Genomic DNA, 15,774 nt, shown 5'->3' on the forward strand with positions numbered 1-15,774 from the left:
GACCATCCTCGTCGTCACCTTCGCCTTCGTGCTGGTCAATTTCGTGGTCGATCTGCTGTATGTGCTGATCGATCCGCGCGTGCGGCTGTGAGCGCCGCCATGGCCGGGAAGCCGCCCAAGACAGGCAAGACGCCAAAGCTGCTGGTCGTCGCAGCGAGCGCCGTGACCCTGCTCGTCCTCGTCGCCGTGCTGGCGCCCTGGATCTCGCCTTACGATCCGCTGGCGCAGGACATCCTGGCCCGGTTGAAGGGGCCGAGCGCGGCGCATTGGCTGGGCGCCGACCAGTTCGGCCGCGATCTGCTGTCGCGGCTGATCCATGGCCTGCGCGCTTCGCTGGGCATCTCGGCTGCGGCGGTGATCGTCGCGCTCCTGATCGGCGGCACGCTTGGCTTGGTCGCGGCCTATTATCGCGGCTGGACCGAGCGCATCGTCATGCGCTGCATGGATGTGCTCTTCGCCTTCCCGGTGATCCTGCTCGCCATCGGCGTCATCGCGATGCTGGGTCCGGGCTCCGGCCCGACCGCGATCGCGATCGCCGTGGTCTACACGCCGATCTTCGCGCGCCTGCTGCGCGGGCCGGCGCTGGTCGTGGCCGAGAGCGATTTCGTGATGAATGCGCGCGCGATCGGAGCCTCCGACGCGCGCATCATCTTCATCCATATGCTGCCCAATCTGGCGAGCGTGCTGCTGGTGCAGACAAGCCTGTTGCTCTCGGCTGCGATCCTGGTCGAAGCCTCGCTCTCCTTCCTCGGGCTCGGTACGCAGCCGCCGGCGCCATCGCTGGGCACCATGCTCTCGGAGGGGCGCAATGTGCTGCTGCTCTCGCCCTGGAGCGCGGTGTTCTCAGGGCTGGCGATCCTGATCCTGGCCTTCGCGCTCAACCTGCTCGGCGATGTCCTGCGCGACACCCTCGATCCGCGCCTCAGGGGCGAGCAGTGATCTGCCGAAACGCCACTGCCCGCGATATCGCCGGATCCGTGGCGCTCTGGAGCGTCACAGCGTCTCCGTGACCTTCTTCAGATGCGGTGGATTGTCGGGGTCATAGCCCATCGCGAGCGCCGTGCGCTCGATCATGCGATAGGCCGGGGCGAGCATGGCGATGGCGTCCGTGACCGGATGGTCGTCGCCGATCCAGGGCAGGCGCGAGCCCGGCCCGCCGGCCAGGTGCACCACGAGATGCGAGGCGTCGAGATTGGCGACCAGCGCGTCGACCGCCTCGGCGGTCTCATCCCCGACCCGCAGCGCCAGCACCGGGGTCTGCTCGGTGACGGCTGCGCGCGGTCCGTGCAGCAATTCGGCAGCGGAATAGGCGAGCGCCGGCAGGCGCAAGGTCTCGGCCATCTTGAGCGCGATTTCGCGCGCCGGGCCCAGGCCGTAGCCACGCCCTGCGATGAAGGCGGCGCGCGCCATCGGCAGGCTCCGGCCGACCACGTCCCAATCGAGCCGCAAGGCCTGCGACAGCCGCCCCGGCAGGCGCTCCAGCGCGGCCACGAGCTCGTGATCATCGGCCAGAAGAGCGACCAGCAGCGCGCCCAGCGCCATCGACCCGATCACGCTCTTGGTGGCGGCGACCGAGCGCTCCAGCCCCGCCGCCAGCGGCAGCACCCATTGGGCCGCGCGAGCCACGGGCGAGGTGACGTCGTTGAGGATGGCGACCGTGGCGGCGCCCTCACGACGCGCGGCCGTCGTGGCCGCCACGAGGTCCGGGCTGCGGCCCGATTGCGAGATGACGATGAACAGCGCGCGACGCAACGCCACCGGCCGTTTCAGGCTGGTGATCACCGACGGCGCGGTCGCGGAAACGGGCACGCCGATGCGCGTCTCCAGGAGATAGCGCAGATGGACGCCGGCATGCCCGGAACTGCCGCGCCCGCAGATCACGGCGACATCGAAATCCATCTGCTGCAAGCGCGCGGCCAGAGCCGCGAGGTCACCACGCGAGGCCATGATGCGGGCCACCACATCCGGCGCTTCGGCGGTTTCCGTCGCCATTGCGGAGCCGAGCCCGAGATCCGTCATGGGTTGCTGGCCATTGCTTGACCGGCGACGGCCGAATTCGCTCTCGCCAGAATCTCGCGGGTCATCCAGGAGCCGGGATCGACGAAACGTTGACTGATGCGTTCCGTCGGCATGGCGAAGTTCCCTGGCAGTTATAGAACCACTTTAATGCCTTTTGTCATTCTAGCAATACCAATCGATGCGCGCCTTGGGTGAAGCCACTGCCGCCGTTCGACCGGAGTCCGTATCTGGCTCGCATCAAAGCGTGAGAGCGGGGGAGACGCGCAAAACCGGCTCCCACCGTTTCGCATCCTGCTCCGGCGCTGCCGCGCCTCTCAAATTGTCCCCGCCGCCTGCAACCGTTCGATCTCGGGGGCGCTCATGCCGAGCCAGTCCGACAGGATCTCGGCGCCGTGCTCGCCGAGGCCGGGCGCGCCGCGGCGAATGACGGTGGGCGTGCCATGCAGCCGCACCGCAGGCGCCTGGAACGGCACCGAACCCATCACCGGGTGAGGCACGTCGACGATCTGCTTGCGATGCACCACCTGCGGATTGGCGATGACGTCGGCGATGGTGGCGACTCGCTCGCAAGGTATGTCGGCTGCGTGGATGATCTCGAGAACGGCTTCGCCATCGAGCTCGGCCGCCCAGGCATCGATGATCGCCTCGAGCTCCGCGACATTGGCATTGCGGGCGACGAAGGTGGCGAAGCGTGCATCCTGCGCCAGCTCCGGCCGGCCCATCGCGGCGGCGAGCCGCGGGAAATGCACGTCGTTGCCGGCGACGATGTAGATCCAGATGCCGTCCCGGCTACGGAAGCAGTGCGAGGGCGAGAGGTAGCGGTCGCGGTTGCCAAGGCGCTCCGGCTCGCGGCCGAAGAGGATGCGCTCTGGGATCGCTGTGGTCATCAGCGCCATGCCGCTATCCATCAAGGTCGCCTCGACGACCTGGCCGCGGCCGCTGCTTTCGCGGGCGTGCAGCGCCGCGAGGGTGCCGATGACTCCGTAGAGCGCGGTCGAATAGTCGCAGACGAAGACGCCCGCCATGGTCGGCGCGCCGCCTGCCGGTCCAGTCATCGCCATGACGCCGGACTGCGCCTGGGCGGCGCCATCGAAGCAGGGGTGCTGGGCGAGCGGCCCTTCCTGCCCGAAGCCGGAGATGCGCACCATGATCAGGCGCGGATTCAGCGCGCTCAGCACGTCCCAGCCGAGTCCCATGGCCTCCATCGTGCCGGGCCGGAAGTTCTCGATCAGGATGTCGGCCGTAGCGGCGAGCTGCCGGAGCAGCGCCTGGCCTTCCTTGTCGCGGAAATCGATGGCGAAGCCGCGCTTGTTGCGGTTGGCCGAGAGAAAGAACAGCGTGTCTCCCTCGACCGTCTCGCCGACGCGCCGGCCCTCCTCGCCGCCGTCGATGCGTTCGACCTTCACCACATCGGCGCCGAGATCGCCCAGAAGCTGACCGCAGAACGGCCCGGCAATATAGCGCGAAAGGTCGATGACCTTTATCCCGTCAAGCGATGCCGGCATGAATTCACCCTTCTGTTATTGTCGTTCTTCCATATAAATACCATAAATTTTGACTTACGAAGAGATTGTTATTGACATAAACTTCGTTATCAGAATTTATTACGCTTGGAAATGGAGATCAATATGAAAATTTCCTATTTCTCCTGGCTCCGCACCAAGACCGGCGTCCCCAATGAGGAGATCACCTTGCCCCCGCAATGCAGGACGGTGGACGACCTCGTGCGGCATCTTGCGGCGCGCTATCCGGCCCTGGCCGAAATCGCCGACGCGCGCGGCAGCATGCGTTTCACCGTCAATCGCCGCTACGTCGAGAATTCGCACGAGCTTGCCTCCGATGACGAGGTGGGGCTGTTCCCGCCGGTGACGGGCGGCTGAGCCAACGCTTCGCAGGTCAGGCAGCCTACCCGGCGTGGCAGGGCGATGGCGTCGAGCGCGCAGCGCCAGGCGTCGTACATCATCAGCGTGCCCGAGAGGCTCGGCCCTGTGCCCAGAATCTCCTTGATCACCTCGATGGCCTGCATCGAGCCGAGCGCGCCGACCGCCGGGCCGAGCACGCCGATTTCGGAGCAGGACGGCGTCACCGCCGCAGGCGGCGTGTCCGGGAACAGGCAACGGTAACAAGGGTGCGGCGGGCCGAGATAGGCCTTGAAGGTGGTGATCAGCCCGTCGGTGAGCTGTACCGCAGCGCTGACCAGCGGAATCCGTGCCGCAAGGCAGGCGGAATGCACGGCGTCCCGAGTCGCGAAATTGTCGCTGCCATCTGCGACGATGTCGTAACCGGCCACCAGCCCTGCCGCGTTCTCCGCGCTGATCGGCATGTCGTGGCGGATGATCGCAACATGTGGGTTCAGCGCACGCAGCGACTTCTCGGCGCTCTCGGTCTTGGGCATGTCGAGCCGCTCGACCGAGTGCAGGATCTGCCGGTGGAGGTTGGAGATCTCGACATAGTCGAAATCGACGACGCCCAGCGTGCCGATGCCGGCCGCAGCGAGATACAGCAGCAGCGGCGAGCCCAGCCCGCCGGCGCCGATGACCAGGACCCGGGCCGCCTTGAGCTTTTCCTGGCCGGAGACGCCGATTTCCGGCAGCACGGTCTGCCGCCGATACCATTGCAGCTCCTCGGAACTCAGCGTCTGGGGCATTCGCATTCCAGCGCTCCTCCTTGCATGCGATCCTGGCGCGCCGTCGCCGCTCACGCCTCGCGGGCCATATGACGTCCGCCTGAGGCGGCCGCTGCGGCCGCCCTGATGCGCTTGACCACCAGATACAGCCCGTTGGCGCGACTTGGCGCGAGGCTGCGGCCGACGAGCAGACGCTCGATCACCTCGGGCGAATAGGCCAGGATCTCGTCCGGCCGCCGATCGCCATAGAGCCTGAGCACCATGGCGAGCAGGCCGCGCATCAGCATCGCGTCGGAATCCAGCGCGAGCCGCATGCGGTCCTGGTCGGCGTCATGCTCGGCCACGACCCAGACCTGAGACTGGCAGCCCTTGACCCGGTTGTCCTCGCAGCAATCCTCCGGCGCCAGACGCGGCAAGCGCCGGCCGAGGCTGAGCACATGCCCGACCCGTTCGGTGAAATCCGCGAAGGCGGCGAACTCGGCTTCGAGTCGCGCCGCGACCTCGGCGATGGGTTCCTCGATCGGGCTGTCGAGCATGGTCATGGCCGACTCCGGCTTGATGACGTTGGTCGTGCAGAGAACTTGTTCCAGGCCGGTTCAGGCCCGCCTGGCGGTGGCCGGGCGGTTCGCGATCTGCCCCCCGGTCATCGGCGCGGCAACGCCAGTGGTGAGGGGGAAGCTCAACGGCAGGCCGCGCACAGCGCGGACCGCGAGATAGGCGAAGCATTCGGCCTCGACCGCGTCACCGCGGAAGCCGACTGCTTCGGCCGGAACGACCTCGACCCCGGCGCGCTTCGCCAGTGCCGCCATGATCGCCGGGTTCTTGCGCCCGCCGCCGCAGACGATGAGCTTCGTCGGCCGCTGCGGCAACTGGTCGAGCGAGCGTCCGACCGTGCCGGCGGTGAAGGCGGTCAGCGTCGCTGCCCCGTCCGCCAGCGAAAGCCCCTCGGCCATGTCGGCGGTGAAATCGTAGCGGTCGAGCGATTTCGGATAGGGCGCGGTCAGATAGGGGTGGTCGAGCAACCGGGCGAGCCGCTCCTCATCGACCGTGCCGCTGAGCGCCAGTGCTCCGTCGACATCCATGTCGCCCTTGCCGTGGCGCATGATCCAGTCGTTGATCGGCCCGTTGGCCGGTCCGGTGTCGAAGGCGTGGAACTCCTCGCCGCCCGCCCACCAGGTGATGTTGCCGACGCCGCCGAGGTTCAGCGCTGCCGTCTCGGGCCCCGCATTGATGCCGCGCAGCAATGCGACGTGATAGCTCGCCGAAAGCGGCGCGCCATGGCCACCGGCGCGCATGTCGGCGGTGCGGAAGTCGTAGACGACGTCGACGCCGAGCCTATCGGCCATCAGGCGCCCGTCACCGAGCTGGCGTGTGTCGCCATGTCGGCCGGGCTCGGGCGCGCGGTGCAGCACCGTCTGCCCGTGGAAGCCGACAGCCGCGACATCAGACGGCGCCAGACCCGCCTCCGCCATGAAATCGGCCACCGCCTCGGACTGCGCCCGGGTCAGCGCCGCCTCGGCTTCGGCGAAGATGGCGGGTTCCGGCCCTTCGAAGCGCCAGGCCAGCGCCGCTTCGACCGCGTCCGCGAGCAGGGCCCGAATGTCGGTCTTGTAGGGTGCGAGCTTCCAGTGGCCGAACTCCGCCACATTCTCCCCATCGGTGCGGATCGACGCCACGTCGATCATCCCGTCGAGAACCGTCCCCGTCATTAACCCGATAGCCCAAACCGGCTTCATGCGACGCACTCCCTTTCCGTTCCCAGATTCTGATGATTCATAGTTAATTCGGCGTGGCGCGCATCACGGTTCATCGCCTCAGGCGGCCAAGCGGTGCTTGGCGTAGACCTGGCCCTCCGGCTTCCGGCAGGTCTTGCAATGGCCGACGCTGCAGCGGCCCTGCGTTTCCATGCGGTCGCGGAAGGCCAGGCCGCGCTCCAGCACCTGCTCGGCGCTCTCCTCGAACAGGTTGCCGATCACGCCGTGCTGGCCGTGGCTGATGATGCAGATCGAGACCTTGCCGTCCGGCGCCAGGCACATGACATGACCGGCCCAGAAGCAGGCGCCGCTGGGCACGGGCAATTTGGGATTGACGTCCTGCATCATGCGCTGGTGCAGCTTCTCGTCGCTTTCGAGATCCGACAGGGAGGCGACGTCGTGGTGCGCGCCGCCAGGCAGCAGCGGCGTCACCTTGACGTGGTCGTCGACACGTTCGAGCAGGCGCAGGAAAGCCGGATCATAGCTCTCGATCGGCTCGCCGAGATCGATCTGGTAAACGCCGACCTTGACGTACTCGTCGTCCGCCGCCTCGTCGAGCAAGATCTCGAGCCCGCGCAGCGTGCGCTCGAACGTGCCCTCGCCACGGTTGAGATCGTGAGACAGCGCGTTGCCGCCGTCGATGGAGACGAAAATCTTGTGCCGGTGCTTCACTTCGAGCAGCTGCCGCGCCCGCTTCCTGGTCAGCATCGTGCCGTTGGTGTGCCATTGCAGCTGGGTATCGGGCATGATGTCGCGCGTGACCGCCAGGAGCTCGTGGAAACGGTTGTTCATCAAGGGCTCGCCGCGCCAGTTCAGGTGGATGGTCTTCACCTCGAGCGCCGGCGAATCCTTGAGCTTGATCAGGGCCTGTTCCAGATCGGCCGGATCAAGGTCCAGCTTGCCGTGACTTTCCTTGGTGTAGCAAAGGCGACACGCCAGATTGCAGCGTGTCGTCGGGTCTAGCCAGAGCCAGACGGGCGAAGGAGCGGCCCTCTGGGCGGTGTTTGCATGCAGCATAGCCTTGGCCTCCGGGTTGAATTGCCTTTGCACGGTTGCCATGGCCGACCTGCCTTCCGCCCGGCGCGCGCGCCGGGCCTGCTCTCGACGGCAGAAACACACGCCGCCCTGCAGCGGCCGACCCTGTGCAACCTCGAAACGCCCCATCACGGCGCTCGCTGCGCCGGTCGACCTCCATTTCGTGTTCGATCATGGCCTCGCGACGCGTCACGGGGACGCCGGCTCGACAGCCGGGAGAGATTGTCGTTCGCGTATTTTTATAGGACCACTTTAGTATCAAAGTAATACCACTGCGTCAAACGATCCGCAGCGCGGGATCCTCACGCCGGAGCCGGCGTCCGGAGACATTTCGTCTTGTCCTGTGCCGGCAAACCACCCTCGCGCGGGTAATAGATCGGCACGCACCAGTGGTTGGCGGCGGCCCATTCCGTATTCGGCAGCGAGACGTCGTGGCCGAATATCCGATGGCACGGCAGTTCGTAGACCTTGCCGGTCGAGACCGGGATCTCGTCGAAGACGATGTATTTGTAGAAGCCGCTCGACATGCCGGCGGGCAGGCGCACGCGGTTGGGGTGGTGCTGGTCCAGCACGTCGCGGGCATAGGCTTGCTTCCAGGCCACAATCTCGCCGAGGCGCCGGGTCTGCACCACGCCCAGCGCGGCCCGGAACTCATCCAGACGGTGATTGAGGCTGCGCACCTTGTAGCGCGAGCCGCGCCCGTAATCGCGGTAGCTGCGCAGATGCCGCACCATCTCGTCATTGCCGCTGACGGCGATGCCGCCCTCGGCCGTGGAGATCGTCTTGGTGGCATAGAAGGAGTAGAGGCCAACCTCGCCCCAGCTCCCGGGCTTGCGGCCGTTCCAGTCCGCGCCCGCGGCATGGGCGCAGTCCTCGAACAGGACGATGCCCTTCTCGCGGCAATAGGCGGCGATGCGCTCGATGTCGAAGGCGATGTGGCCGCCGATATGAACGATCCAGGCGAGCTTTGGCTTCACCCTCTCGGCCTTGGCGACGAAGTCGTCATAGGAGCCGCAGAGATCCTCGCGATTGCAGTCGTAGAATACGATTTCGGCGCCAGCGAGCTGGGAGGCGCGCGGCGTCGCCAGGAAGGTGTTCGACGGGCACAACACCGTCTCGCCGGCGACGCCGACGAAATCCAGCGCGGCCAATGCGGCCCCGGCCCAGTTGTCGAAAGCGACGGAGGCAAGGCCGTTCCAGTCCTGCCACAGCGCTTCGAATTCCTCGATCTGTTCGCCATGGCTCCAGCGCTGCGAGCGCAGCACCTTGCGCCAGCGCGCCATCACCTCGTCCTCGTCGCGGTCGTCGAAACCAACAGTGAAGGGCATTGGCGGCGGCATGGCGGGGTTCATCGGCTTTGCGCTCCGGTGCTGATCAATGGCGCCTCGCGACGCCAGATTCTCGAATTCGCCAAGTTTATAAGCTCGAGAGTGAGGTTAGATTAATTTCATTTCAGTCGTCAATCTCATTATACAAGTAAATTTACGAGTAAAATTCGATTAAATAGGCTATAATACCGTGTCTTCTATTCCAATACTGAGTAATGAAGCGCCGAGAGCGCGGCCTTGAGCTTCGTATTGATTGGCTGCGTGCTGGCGACCGGCGGCGATATCGGCGAGATATCGCCCGAAAGGATGGCTCTTTGTCAGGCCAGAGGCTCCGCAGGCCTTGAACAGCCTCGCGGCGAGCAAGCTGCAGCGCTCGGCCACCATCGTCGCCTGAAGGCGGTAGACCATGCGCTGCGGGATCGGCGCCTGCTCGCCGCGGCAGGCATAATCCATCAGCTGCGCGAAATTGCGCCCCATAATGGCGGTGATCTCGTCGAGCGAGGCCTCGATCTCGGCGACGACGAGTTGCGCCACCGGATCGCGCGCCACGGCCTGACCTGTGACGGCGATGCGGGTGCGGCTATGGTCGAGGAAGGCGTCGAGGAAGCCCCGCAGAGCGCCGGCGGCCGGCATGGTGATGGTGCGGAACAGCAGTTGCGGCAGTGGCAGCCGGTAGAGCGGGGCTGTATTGATCGCGAGACCGGGGCTGGTGCCGAGGAAGCGGTCGATATGCCGGTGAGCGCGGTGCTCGGGGACAAAGACATCCTCCACGGTGACATCCTGGCTGCCGGTGCCGCGCAGCCCCGTTGTGTCCCAGTTGTCATGCACGATGGCGTTGGCACGGGGCACGAGGAAGACGCGCAAATCTGGCGGCGTGCCTGGTGCGCCCGCTTCCGTTCCGGCCGTCTCCGCGCTGACGCTGCCTGCGAGTATCAGCCAGTCGCAATAGTTCGAGCCGCTGGCGAAGCCCCATCTCCCGCTGAGCCGGACGCCGCCGTCGACCGGGGTTGCCGTGCCGGTGGGCATGTAGCTGCAGGCGAGAAGAGCGTCGGGATCCTCGCCCCAGACATCGTCCTGCGCACGTTCGTCGAACAATGCGAGGTGGAAGGCGAGCACCCCCATCACGCCCTGCAGCCAGCCGGCCGACATGTCGCCCTCGGCGAGCGCTGCCTGGACGATGAAGAACGTCTCGGGGTCGAGCTCCAGCCCGCCATAACGCCTTGGCTGCAGCAAGCGGAACAGCCCGGCCGAACGCATGGCGTCCATCGCGATGGGCGAGAGCCGTGCGTCGCGATCGCCATCCGCAGCCCTGCCCTGTAGCAGGGGAATCAGCGCCCGGGCCCGCGTCAACGCGGCGGCGCGAGGATGCTCCGTCGCGGCGCGGGACGGGGTGGGAAATGATCGAAATGCGCTAGCATTCTGCATGGCCACACTCCTCGGGATAGGACCAATCCGAATTCGCGTCGCTTTCGTTCGCCGTGAATCTGCAAACGATGGGGCCGTTCGATGATGGATAAAATACCGTATAATATCAGTAGAATGCGACTCTTTAGTTCCGGTTTCGACCGAAACGAGGTTTAGTCAAGATCTTCAGCCGGATGCCTGGCAGACACCGGCAGCGGAAGGCTGACTATGGAGGCTCGCGGGAAATCTCTCAAGAGCAATACCTATCCGGTACCAATCTGTCTATTGCGTGGCGGGAAAGAGGGCGCCATCCTGAAACGGGCAGCGCTGCCGTAGGCATGGCCCGGTGACCGCACCGGCGCAGGCGGCGCCGGTGCGACGAAAACGCTCTAGAAGCCGCTCCGGGAGAGCCGATGACCGACGCCGTTTTCGCCCTGAAGGCCGCGCTGGCCGATCCCGCTCAACTGGAGGCCCGCGCCGCATGGCTGACCCGGGCGGGTCGGCCCATCGTGCTGGAACTGCACACCTTCGGCGCGCGCGACATCGATACGGCCGCCGGCCTCGCTGCCTCCCGCGCAGCGGTGGCTCGACTCCGAGATCGCCATGCGGTCGAGCGCCTGATCGTGCACGTACCGGTGCAGCAGGTGCCCGTGGTGACGCAGGTCGATTTCGACGCCGGCCAATGCCAGAGGGCGATCGCTTTCGCGGCGGAGATCGGCGCCGGGGCGGTCGTGCTGCATCGCTATTTCGATCTGGTTTTTGGCGATGCGCCGCCCCGCGCCATCTCGAAGCCGGAGGCGGTTGGGCGTTTCAACGCCATTATTCGCGACCTCGCCCGCCTCGCGCCCGACATCAGGCTGCTGGTCGAGAATATCGGGCATTATTCGCTGCTGCCACGCGATGGCCGGACTTACCTCAGCGGACCGCTAGACCATTTCTTCCCCTGGGAGATCAGCGCCTTCCGCCACTTTTGCGTTGAGGAAGGGCTGACCAATGTCGAGCCCTTCGTCGACGTGGCGCACGCCACGCTCTCGGCCAATCTGTTCAACCGCCGCAAGCTGCGCTTCGCTGAGACGGTCGACGATCCGCGCTTCGCCTGGATCACCCCGGACGATCTCGATCAGGCGGACTGGCTGGCGCCCTTCGATTTCGTCGATCGCGCGATGAGCTACCTGCATGTCTCGGACGCCAGCCTGCTTGATGCGGCGGAACTCGCAGAGCCGAACCTGCCCGAAGCGCGTCTCGTCGAAGGCATCGTCAGCGAGGGGCTGGAAATCGGTATGGGCAATCTGCCTTTCGCGCTGCTGCCGGACCAGCTGGGACAGGGAGCCTCGACGCTTGTCGTCGAGGTCGAGCCGGGGGCCGGTGAATCGCATATCGACAACGGCGCCCAGCTCCGCTCGCTCGAACGGCTCGCGGCGCTGTTCGACCAGGCGGGGGCGGTCTGAGGCCCTTGGGGCCGGTCACTCGCACGAAGCGTGGCCATGACGGGACGTCGCGCGGATGTGGCGTCCGGCTGCCCGGGGACGGATTTCCGCCAGGGTGCGTCACGTGTCGAGGTTGCGCCTGCGCCAGCCCGTGCTGGAGGCTTCGCCTTTGGATAAGCGCGTCTTCGCGGAATGAATCGATGTTAAAGTAATTTCGTCTGGCCTAGTCTCGGCTGCAGCCCCTGGGGCATTTCAAGCACCGGCGGGGTAGAGCGTGTCGGCTCCCGGCGCAGCAGCACCCGTCGCGAGACGCTGCAGCCGAGTCCCGGTGCGCTTCGCGTAGCCCGGACCTAACAGACGAACGGATGATGACGAAACAGCCGTCGAATCGCGCCCGGTCGACGGTCGCCGAACAAGCATCTGAAGCGGGCGACGCCGTCCGGCGCAATGTGCGGACGGAGCTTCTCGCGGCACTCAACCCGGCAAGCGCAACGCCGCGCTATCTGCAGCTCGCCGCAGCCATCCGCTACCTGATCCAGCGCGACGTCTTTCGCGCTGACGAGGCGTTGGCATCGGAGCGCGACCTGGCGGCCTGGACCAGTTTCGCGCGCATCACGGTGCGCCGTGCCATCGAGGTGCTGCTGCGGGAGGGCATCCTGACACGGCGGCAAGGCTCGGGCACCTATGTCACGCGCCGCATCGAACAGCCTCTCTCCGTGCTGGCGAGCTTCACCGAGGAGATGTCCTCGCGCGGGCGCCGGGCCGGCTCGATCTGGCTTTCCAAAGAGGTCGCGCGTGTTTCTTCCAGCGAGGCGCTGGCGCTGGGCCTGGATCCAGGCGGGTCCGTGCTGCGCCTGTCCCGGGTCCGCACAGCCGAGAACGAGCCGCTGGCTATCGAGACCGCGGCCGTGCCCGCCTCTTTGCTGTCCTCGCCGGATCTGGTGGGGGATTCCCTCTATGCGGCGCTTGCGGCCGCCGGTTGCCGGCCGGCGCGGGGCGTGCAGCGTCTGCATGCCTCGCTCGCCACCACGCAGGAAGCCAAGCTGTTGATGATTCCGCCCGGCAGCGCTGTGCTCCGGATCGAACGCCGTGCCTTCCTCGCCAATGGCCGCCCCATCGAGTTCACCGTCTCTGCCTATCGCGGCGACCGCTACGATTTCGTCGCGACGCTGCGCTCCAGCCCGAGCGAGACCAATGGCGAGGGCGAGGGAGCTGACGCGACGTTCACATAGAACCACCTTGCCCTGGAGCGTTTTCGAGCGAAGCGGATATCGGGCGTGCTCTGTCAAATATGAGAGACGGATTTACCGATCAGGTCGATCCGACCTGATCGGATCCGGCTCTGGGGCAATTGAACGATCCAATTGGATCGGGCCCTGCTCTAGACTTTCTCCGCCACGATCTTTCGGGCCGGTTCCCAATGGGCTGGCGGCTGGAAGGGGGCGGTGTCTGCAGCCTGATCGGCGAAGCCGCGCACCCGGCCGCAGGCGCAATCGCCCTTGCGGCGCTGGGGACGGTCGACAGCACCGAGGCATTCGGCGACCAGATCGAGCTGGAGGCGCTCGAATTTCGGATCGAAGCGCCCGGTCAGCCAGCCGATGACGAAGCCCGCCGCCAGTGTTCCCGCCGTCGTGGTGATGTAGCCGACCGTGTCGATCTGCGGGATCGCGCTGGCGATCGGGTCTGGCCGCTCACCGCGCGCGACGGCCGCCTCGGCCTCGGCCTTGGCGGCCTCGCGCTCGTCGGCCGACATCAGTTCCTGTCGGAAACGGGTCGGGTTTATCATGCCCCTGCATTGCGGACAGGGATCCTCCGGGAGGAAGCGGACGAGCTGGACGATCTGCCCCGTGACCACCCCGTTCGCGCCCTCGATCAACCCGCCGGTGTCGAGCGCCGGCATGGCGTAGCGCCGCGCGATGTCGGAAACCGCGAGCCGGCTCGTATGCTGGTCGGTGCAGCCCATCAGGACATCGGCCTGGATCACGGCGTCGATGATCTCGGGTTGAGGCAGCCGGCCGATCCAGGTCTCGACGACCACGTCGGGCGACATGCCGGCGACATGGCGACGCGCGACCGTGACCTTGGGCACCGCATCCGTCGCGTCCTGCGGCACGCTGCCATGCAGCCTTTCCAGATTGGATTCGCTGGCATGGTCGGAATCGACCACGATCAGGCGCCCGACCCCGGCGCGCGCCAGGATCGGGATCGCGGCCGAGCCGGTGCCCCCGGCGCCGATCAGCGCCACGGTCGCGCGCTGGAGCCGCTGATAGGCCTCCTTGCCGAAGGCGCTGGTAAGGCGGGCTACACGCTCGGGCGGGATCGGAGGGGCGGGTGGGCGCTCGCCGCCCGGCCAGGCGACAACGTCGGGCCGGCGTGCCGCCGCTACGCGTGTCACCTCCCGCCAGATGCCGCCGTGGAAAATGCGGCCCGAGACCGCGATCTCCTTGCCGGTGTCGCCTGCGAGCTCTGACATGATGAGGCTGAGATAGGGGCGGCCCGGCGCGAAATCGGCAAAATATTCCGCGTAATAACGATCCATCTCGTCATCGATGGAGCTCGGCCGGGGCGGAGCGCCTTCGGGATGCGAGTGGATGATGCCGACACCAAGCGCATGCCGCTCCGCTGCGAGCGCGATCCGGCGCGAATAGCTGGCGGAAATCTTCACATCCGCGACGCCGTCGTCGAGATCGCCCTCGACCGGCTCATCGAGCGCGGCCAGGGTCACCACGAGTCCCTCCGGCGTCTCACGCCAGCCGAAACGCGCGAAACTCGCCCATTCCTTGCGCGGATAGCGCCGGAAGACGAGGCGCTCGAGGCGGTCGAACTCCGGCGAGGCGAAGCGCAACAGCGTCGCCGGCCCCACCATGCGAGGGATGGGGTTCATGCTCGCTCTCCGGCCATCGACCCACCCATCACATATTGGCGCGTGACCAGGAATTGCTGGCCAGGTGCGAGCGTGACGGGCGCATCGAGCACCAATTCGGTGGGCGCGCCTTCGCCCGCCTCGATCTCGACGACGGCGTTCTCCGCCGGCACCCCGAGCAGGGCGGCTATCCCCGCGCCTGTCACACCTAGCTTGACCTCGAACCGCCTGCGATTGACGAAGATGACGACGGCGCTGGACGTCGTCTGATCACCGGCTGTCTTTGTCGTGCTGCTCATCGATTGCCTCCTGGGGACGCTGCAAGGCCTTGGGCACAAACTTGGGATTCGAGCGCATGCGTGCGGCCCAGCGGTCGCTCGCAAAAAGCTGCGGCGAGGCAAGGCGAAATCATCGGCGCCGCTGCCTGCAGCAATACCAATATGAAACCAGATAGCCGCAACTTGGGGTAGATAGTCAAGGCTGGACCGGATCATCGTTAAGGGTGGCTCAATCCGCGATGGAAGCATTGAACGATCGGCGCGGCAGAGTTAGTTTCGCTCGTGGCTCGTGAAGCTCTGTCTTTGCGTGGATGATGGCGGTGCAGGCTGCCCGGCCATGGATTGATCTGCGGCATGAGCTGTCGTGGCGCCGGGCGATGCGGCTGCGGGCGTACTGTTTCTTGCCGACGGCCCCTGAAAATTTCGAAGCGGGAGCTGCACAAGTGGCTTGCAATTGGTATTCTCGAAGATTACCAATTTAGAACCAGATTGATGCTGGCATTGTCCGCCCCAACGCATGGGGCAGTCTCCGCCCGCGCGGGCAGTCGAAACCAGGTCAGTCAAACCGCATCATGCGCTCCTTCCTTGCCAACCGCGCGCTTGATCTCGCCGTCGTTTTGTTTGGCGTGTCTGTTCTGACCTTCCTGATGATCCGGCTGATCCCGGGCGATGCGGTTGCGATCATGCTGGGGGCCAATACCGAGGTGACGCCCGATCGGGTGGCTGCGCTGCGCAGCCGGATCGGGCTCGATCAGCCGGTGCTGCTGCAATATTTCAGCTGGCTCGGTGGCGTGCTGAGTGGTGATCTCGGCGTGTCGCTGTGGACGCGGCGTCCGGTCTCGCAGGAGATCGCGGGCCATATGTGGCCGACGATCCAGCTCACCGTGCTGGCGCTGATCGTGGGAGCAGGCCTGTCGCTGCCGCTGGGCGTGCTGATGGCGCGGTTGCGCGGCAAGGCCTGGGACACCGCCTTGCGGATCGGCTCGGTGGCGGGGCTCACCATCCCCTCCTTCTGGCTCGGCATCATGATGATCCTGGCG

Annotated in this window: 15 protein-coding genes; 5 read left to right on the forward strand and 10 right to left on the reverse strand. The window is 66.2% G+C overall.

Annotation, left to right across the window (positions count from 1 at the left end; all coding sequences use genetic code 11):
- The first annotated feature begins 99 nt into the window (after nt 1-99).
- Nucleotides 100-939 (forward strand): ABC transporter permease, encoded by an 840-nt coding sequence (locus tag CYD53_RS29420; protein ID WP_103721629.1) that lies wholly within the window; start codon nt 100-102, stop codon nt 937-939.
- Nucleotides 940-993: 54 nt separating this feature from the next.
- Here the strand turns inward: CYD53_RS29420 and CYD53_RS29425 are convergent, their stop codons facing one another.
- Together CYD53_RS29425 and CYD53_RS29430 are read right to left on the reverse strand one after the other, a co-directional pair.
- Nucleotides 994-2,019 (reverse strand): SIS domain-containing protein, encoded by a 1,026-nt coding sequence (locus CYD53_RS29425; protein WP_245928497.1) that lies wholly within the window; start codon nt 2,017-2,019, stop codon nt 994-996.
- Nucleotides 2,020-2,333: 314 nt separating this feature from the next.
- The gene (locus CYD53_RS29430) at nt 2,334-3,524 is read right to left on the reverse strand and encodes a CaiB/BaiF CoA transferase family protein (protein WP_103721630.1); all 1,191 of its coding nucleotides are present in this window, start codon (nt 3,522-3,524) and stop codon (nt 2,334-2,336) included.
- A 111-nt stretch (nt 3,525-3,635) separates the two neighbouring features.
- Between CYD53_RS29430 and moaD the strand changes: the two genes are divergently transcribed.
- A complete protein-coding gene (gene moaD / locus CYD53_RS29435) occupies nt 3,636-3,899 on the forward strand; it encodes a molybdopterin converting factor subunit 1 (RefSeq protein ID WP_245928499.1) in 264 nt (87 codons plus the stop codon).
- Here moaD and CYD53_RS29440 read toward each other — a convergent pair.
- The 6 genes from CYD53_RS29440 to CYD53_RS29465 form a co-directional block, all read right to left on the reverse strand.
- The gene (locus CYD53_RS29440; protein ID WP_103721631.1) at nt 3,827-4,672 is read right to left on the reverse strand and encodes a HesA/MoeB/ThiF family protein; all 846 of its coding nucleotides are present in this window, start codon (nt 4,670-4,672) and stop codon (nt 3,827-3,829) included. The two genes, moaD and CYD53_RS29440, sit on opposite strands and share 73 nt — an antisense overlap.
- 44 nt (nt 4,673-4,716) lie before the next feature.
- A complete protein-coding gene (locus tag CYD53_RS29445) occupies nt 4,717-5,187 on the reverse strand; it encodes a SufE family protein (protein ID WP_103721632.1) in 471 nt (156 codons plus the stop codon).
- Nucleotides 5,188-5,241: 54 nt separating this feature from the next.
- Nucleotides 5,242-6,381, reverse strand: a complete 1,140-nt coding sequence (locus CYD53_RS29450) for an anhydro-N-acetylmuramic acid kinase (protein ID WP_103721633.1) — start codon at nt 6,379-6,381, stop codon at nt 5,242-5,244.
- A 78-nt stretch (nt 6,382-6,459) separates the two neighbouring features.
- Nucleotides 6,460-7,458, reverse strand: a complete 999-nt coding sequence (locus CYD53_RS29455; protein WP_210202459.1) for a radical SAM protein — start codon at nt 7,456-7,458, stop codon at nt 6,460-6,462.
- A gap of 278 nt (nt 7,459-7,736) precedes the next feature.
- Nucleotides 7,737-8,786, reverse strand: a complete 1,050-nt coding sequence (locus tag CYD53_RS29460; protein WP_103721635.1) for a DegT/DnrJ/EryC1/StrS family aminotransferase — start codon at nt 8,784-8,786, stop codon at nt 7,737-7,739.
- A 156-nt stretch (nt 8,787-8,942) separates the two neighbouring features.
- The gene (locus CYD53_RS29465; RefSeq protein ID WP_103721636.1) at nt 8,943-10,187 is read right to left on the reverse strand and encodes an acyl-CoA dehydrogenase family protein; all 1,245 of its coding nucleotides are present in this window, start codon (nt 10,185-10,187) and stop codon (nt 8,943-8,945) included.
- 392 nt (nt 10,188-10,579) lie between these two features.
- Between CYD53_RS29465 and CYD53_RS29470 the strand changes: the two genes are divergently transcribed.
- On the forward strand, nt 10,580-11,614 hold the full coding sequence (locus CYD53_RS29470; protein WP_103721637.1) for a TIM barrel protein: 1,035 nt from the start codon (nt 10,580-10,582) through the stop codon (nt 11,612-11,614).
- A 347-nt stretch (nt 11,615-11,961) separates the two neighbouring features.
- A complete protein-coding gene (locus CYD53_RS29475; protein WP_103721642.1) occupies nt 11,962-12,825 on the forward strand; it encodes a GntR family transcriptional regulator in 864 nt (287 codons plus the stop codon).
- A 149-nt stretch (nt 12,826-12,974) separates the two neighbouring features.
- On the opposite strand, the gene CYD53_RS29480 is transcribed toward CYD53_RS29475, so the two are convergent.
- Together CYD53_RS29480 and CYD53_RS30475 are read right to left on the reverse strand one after the other, a co-directional pair.
- Entirely contained in the window at nt 12,975-14,477 is a 1,503-nt protein-coding gene (locus CYD53_RS29480) for a ThiF family adenylyltransferase (RefSeq protein WP_103721638.1), read from the reverse strand.
- Nucleotides 14,474-14,755, reverse strand: a complete 282-nt coding sequence (locus tag CYD53_RS30475; protein ID WP_103721639.1) for a multiubiquitin domain-containing protein — start codon at nt 14,753-14,755, stop codon at nt 14,474-14,476. The genes CYD53_RS29480 and CYD53_RS30475 overlap by 4 nt, the downstream gene beginning before the upstream one ends.
- Before the next feature lie 551 nt (nt 14,756-15,306).
- On the opposite strand from CYD53_RS30475, the gene CYD53_RS29490 reads away from it, so the two are divergent.
- The coding region (locus CYD53_RS29490; protein ID WP_146056039.1) for an ABC transporter permease at nt 15,307-15,774 on the forward strand (468 nt) is incomplete at its 3' end.

This window comes from Allobosea psychrotolerans (assembly GCF_002917105.1).
Classification (GTDB): Bacteria; Pseudomonadota; Alphaproteobacteria; order Rhizobiales; family Beijerinckiaceae; genus Allobosea; species Allobosea psychrotolerans.

Coding starts and splice junctions, on each gene's coding strand:
- CYD53_RS29420 (WP_103721629.1), top strand. CDS start 100: ATGGCCGGGAAGCCGCCCAAGACAGGCAAGACGCCAAAGCTGCTGGTC.
- CYD53_RS29425 (WP_245928497.1), bottom strand. CDS start 2,019: ATGACGGATCTCGGGCTCGGCTCCGCAATGGCGACGGAAACCGCCGAA.
- CYD53_RS29430 (WP_103721630.1), bottom strand. CDS start 3,524: ATGCCGGCATCGCTTGACGGGATAAAGGTCATCGACCTTTCGCGCTAT.
- moaD (WP_245928499.1), top strand. CDS start 3,636: ATGGAGATCAATATGAAAATTTCCTATTTCTCCTGGCTCCGCACCAAG.
- CYD53_RS29440 (WP_103721631.1), bottom strand. CDS start 4,672: ATGCGAATGCCCCAGACGCTGAGTTCCGAGGAGCTGCAATGGTATCGG.
- CYD53_RS29445 (WP_103721632.1), bottom strand. CDS start 5,187: ATGACCATGCTCGACAGCCCGATCGAGGAACCCATCGCCGAGGTCGCG.
- CYD53_RS29450 (WP_103721633.1), bottom strand. CDS start 6,381: ATGAAGCCGGTTTGGGCTATCGGGTTAATGACGGGGACGGTTCTCGAC.
- CYD53_RS29455 (WP_210202459.1), bottom strand. CDS start 7,458: ATGGCAACCGTGCAAAGGCAATTCAACCCGGAGGCCAAGGCTATGCTG.
- CYD53_RS29460 (WP_103721635.1), bottom strand. CDS start 8,786: ATGAACCCCGCCATGCCGCCGCCAATGCCCTTCACTGTTGGTTTCGAC.
- CYD53_RS29465 (WP_103721636.1), bottom strand. CDS start 10,187: ATGCAGAATGCTAGCGCATTTCGATCATTTCCCACCCCGTCCCGCGCC.
- CYD53_RS29470 (WP_103721637.1), top strand. CDS start 10,580: ATGACCGACGCCGTTTTCGCCCTGAAGGCCGCGCTGGCCGATCCCGCT.
- CYD53_RS29475 (WP_103721642.1), top strand. CDS start 11,962: ATGACGAAACAGCCGTCGAATCGCGCCCGGTCGACGGTCGCCGAACAA.
- CYD53_RS29480 (WP_103721638.1), bottom strand. CDS start 14,477: ATGAACCCCATCCCTCGCATGGTGGGGCCGGCGACGCTGTTGCGCTTC.
- CYD53_RS30475 (WP_103721639.1), bottom strand. CDS start 14,755: ATGAGCAGCACGACAAAGACAGCCGGTGATCAGACGACGTCCAGCGCC.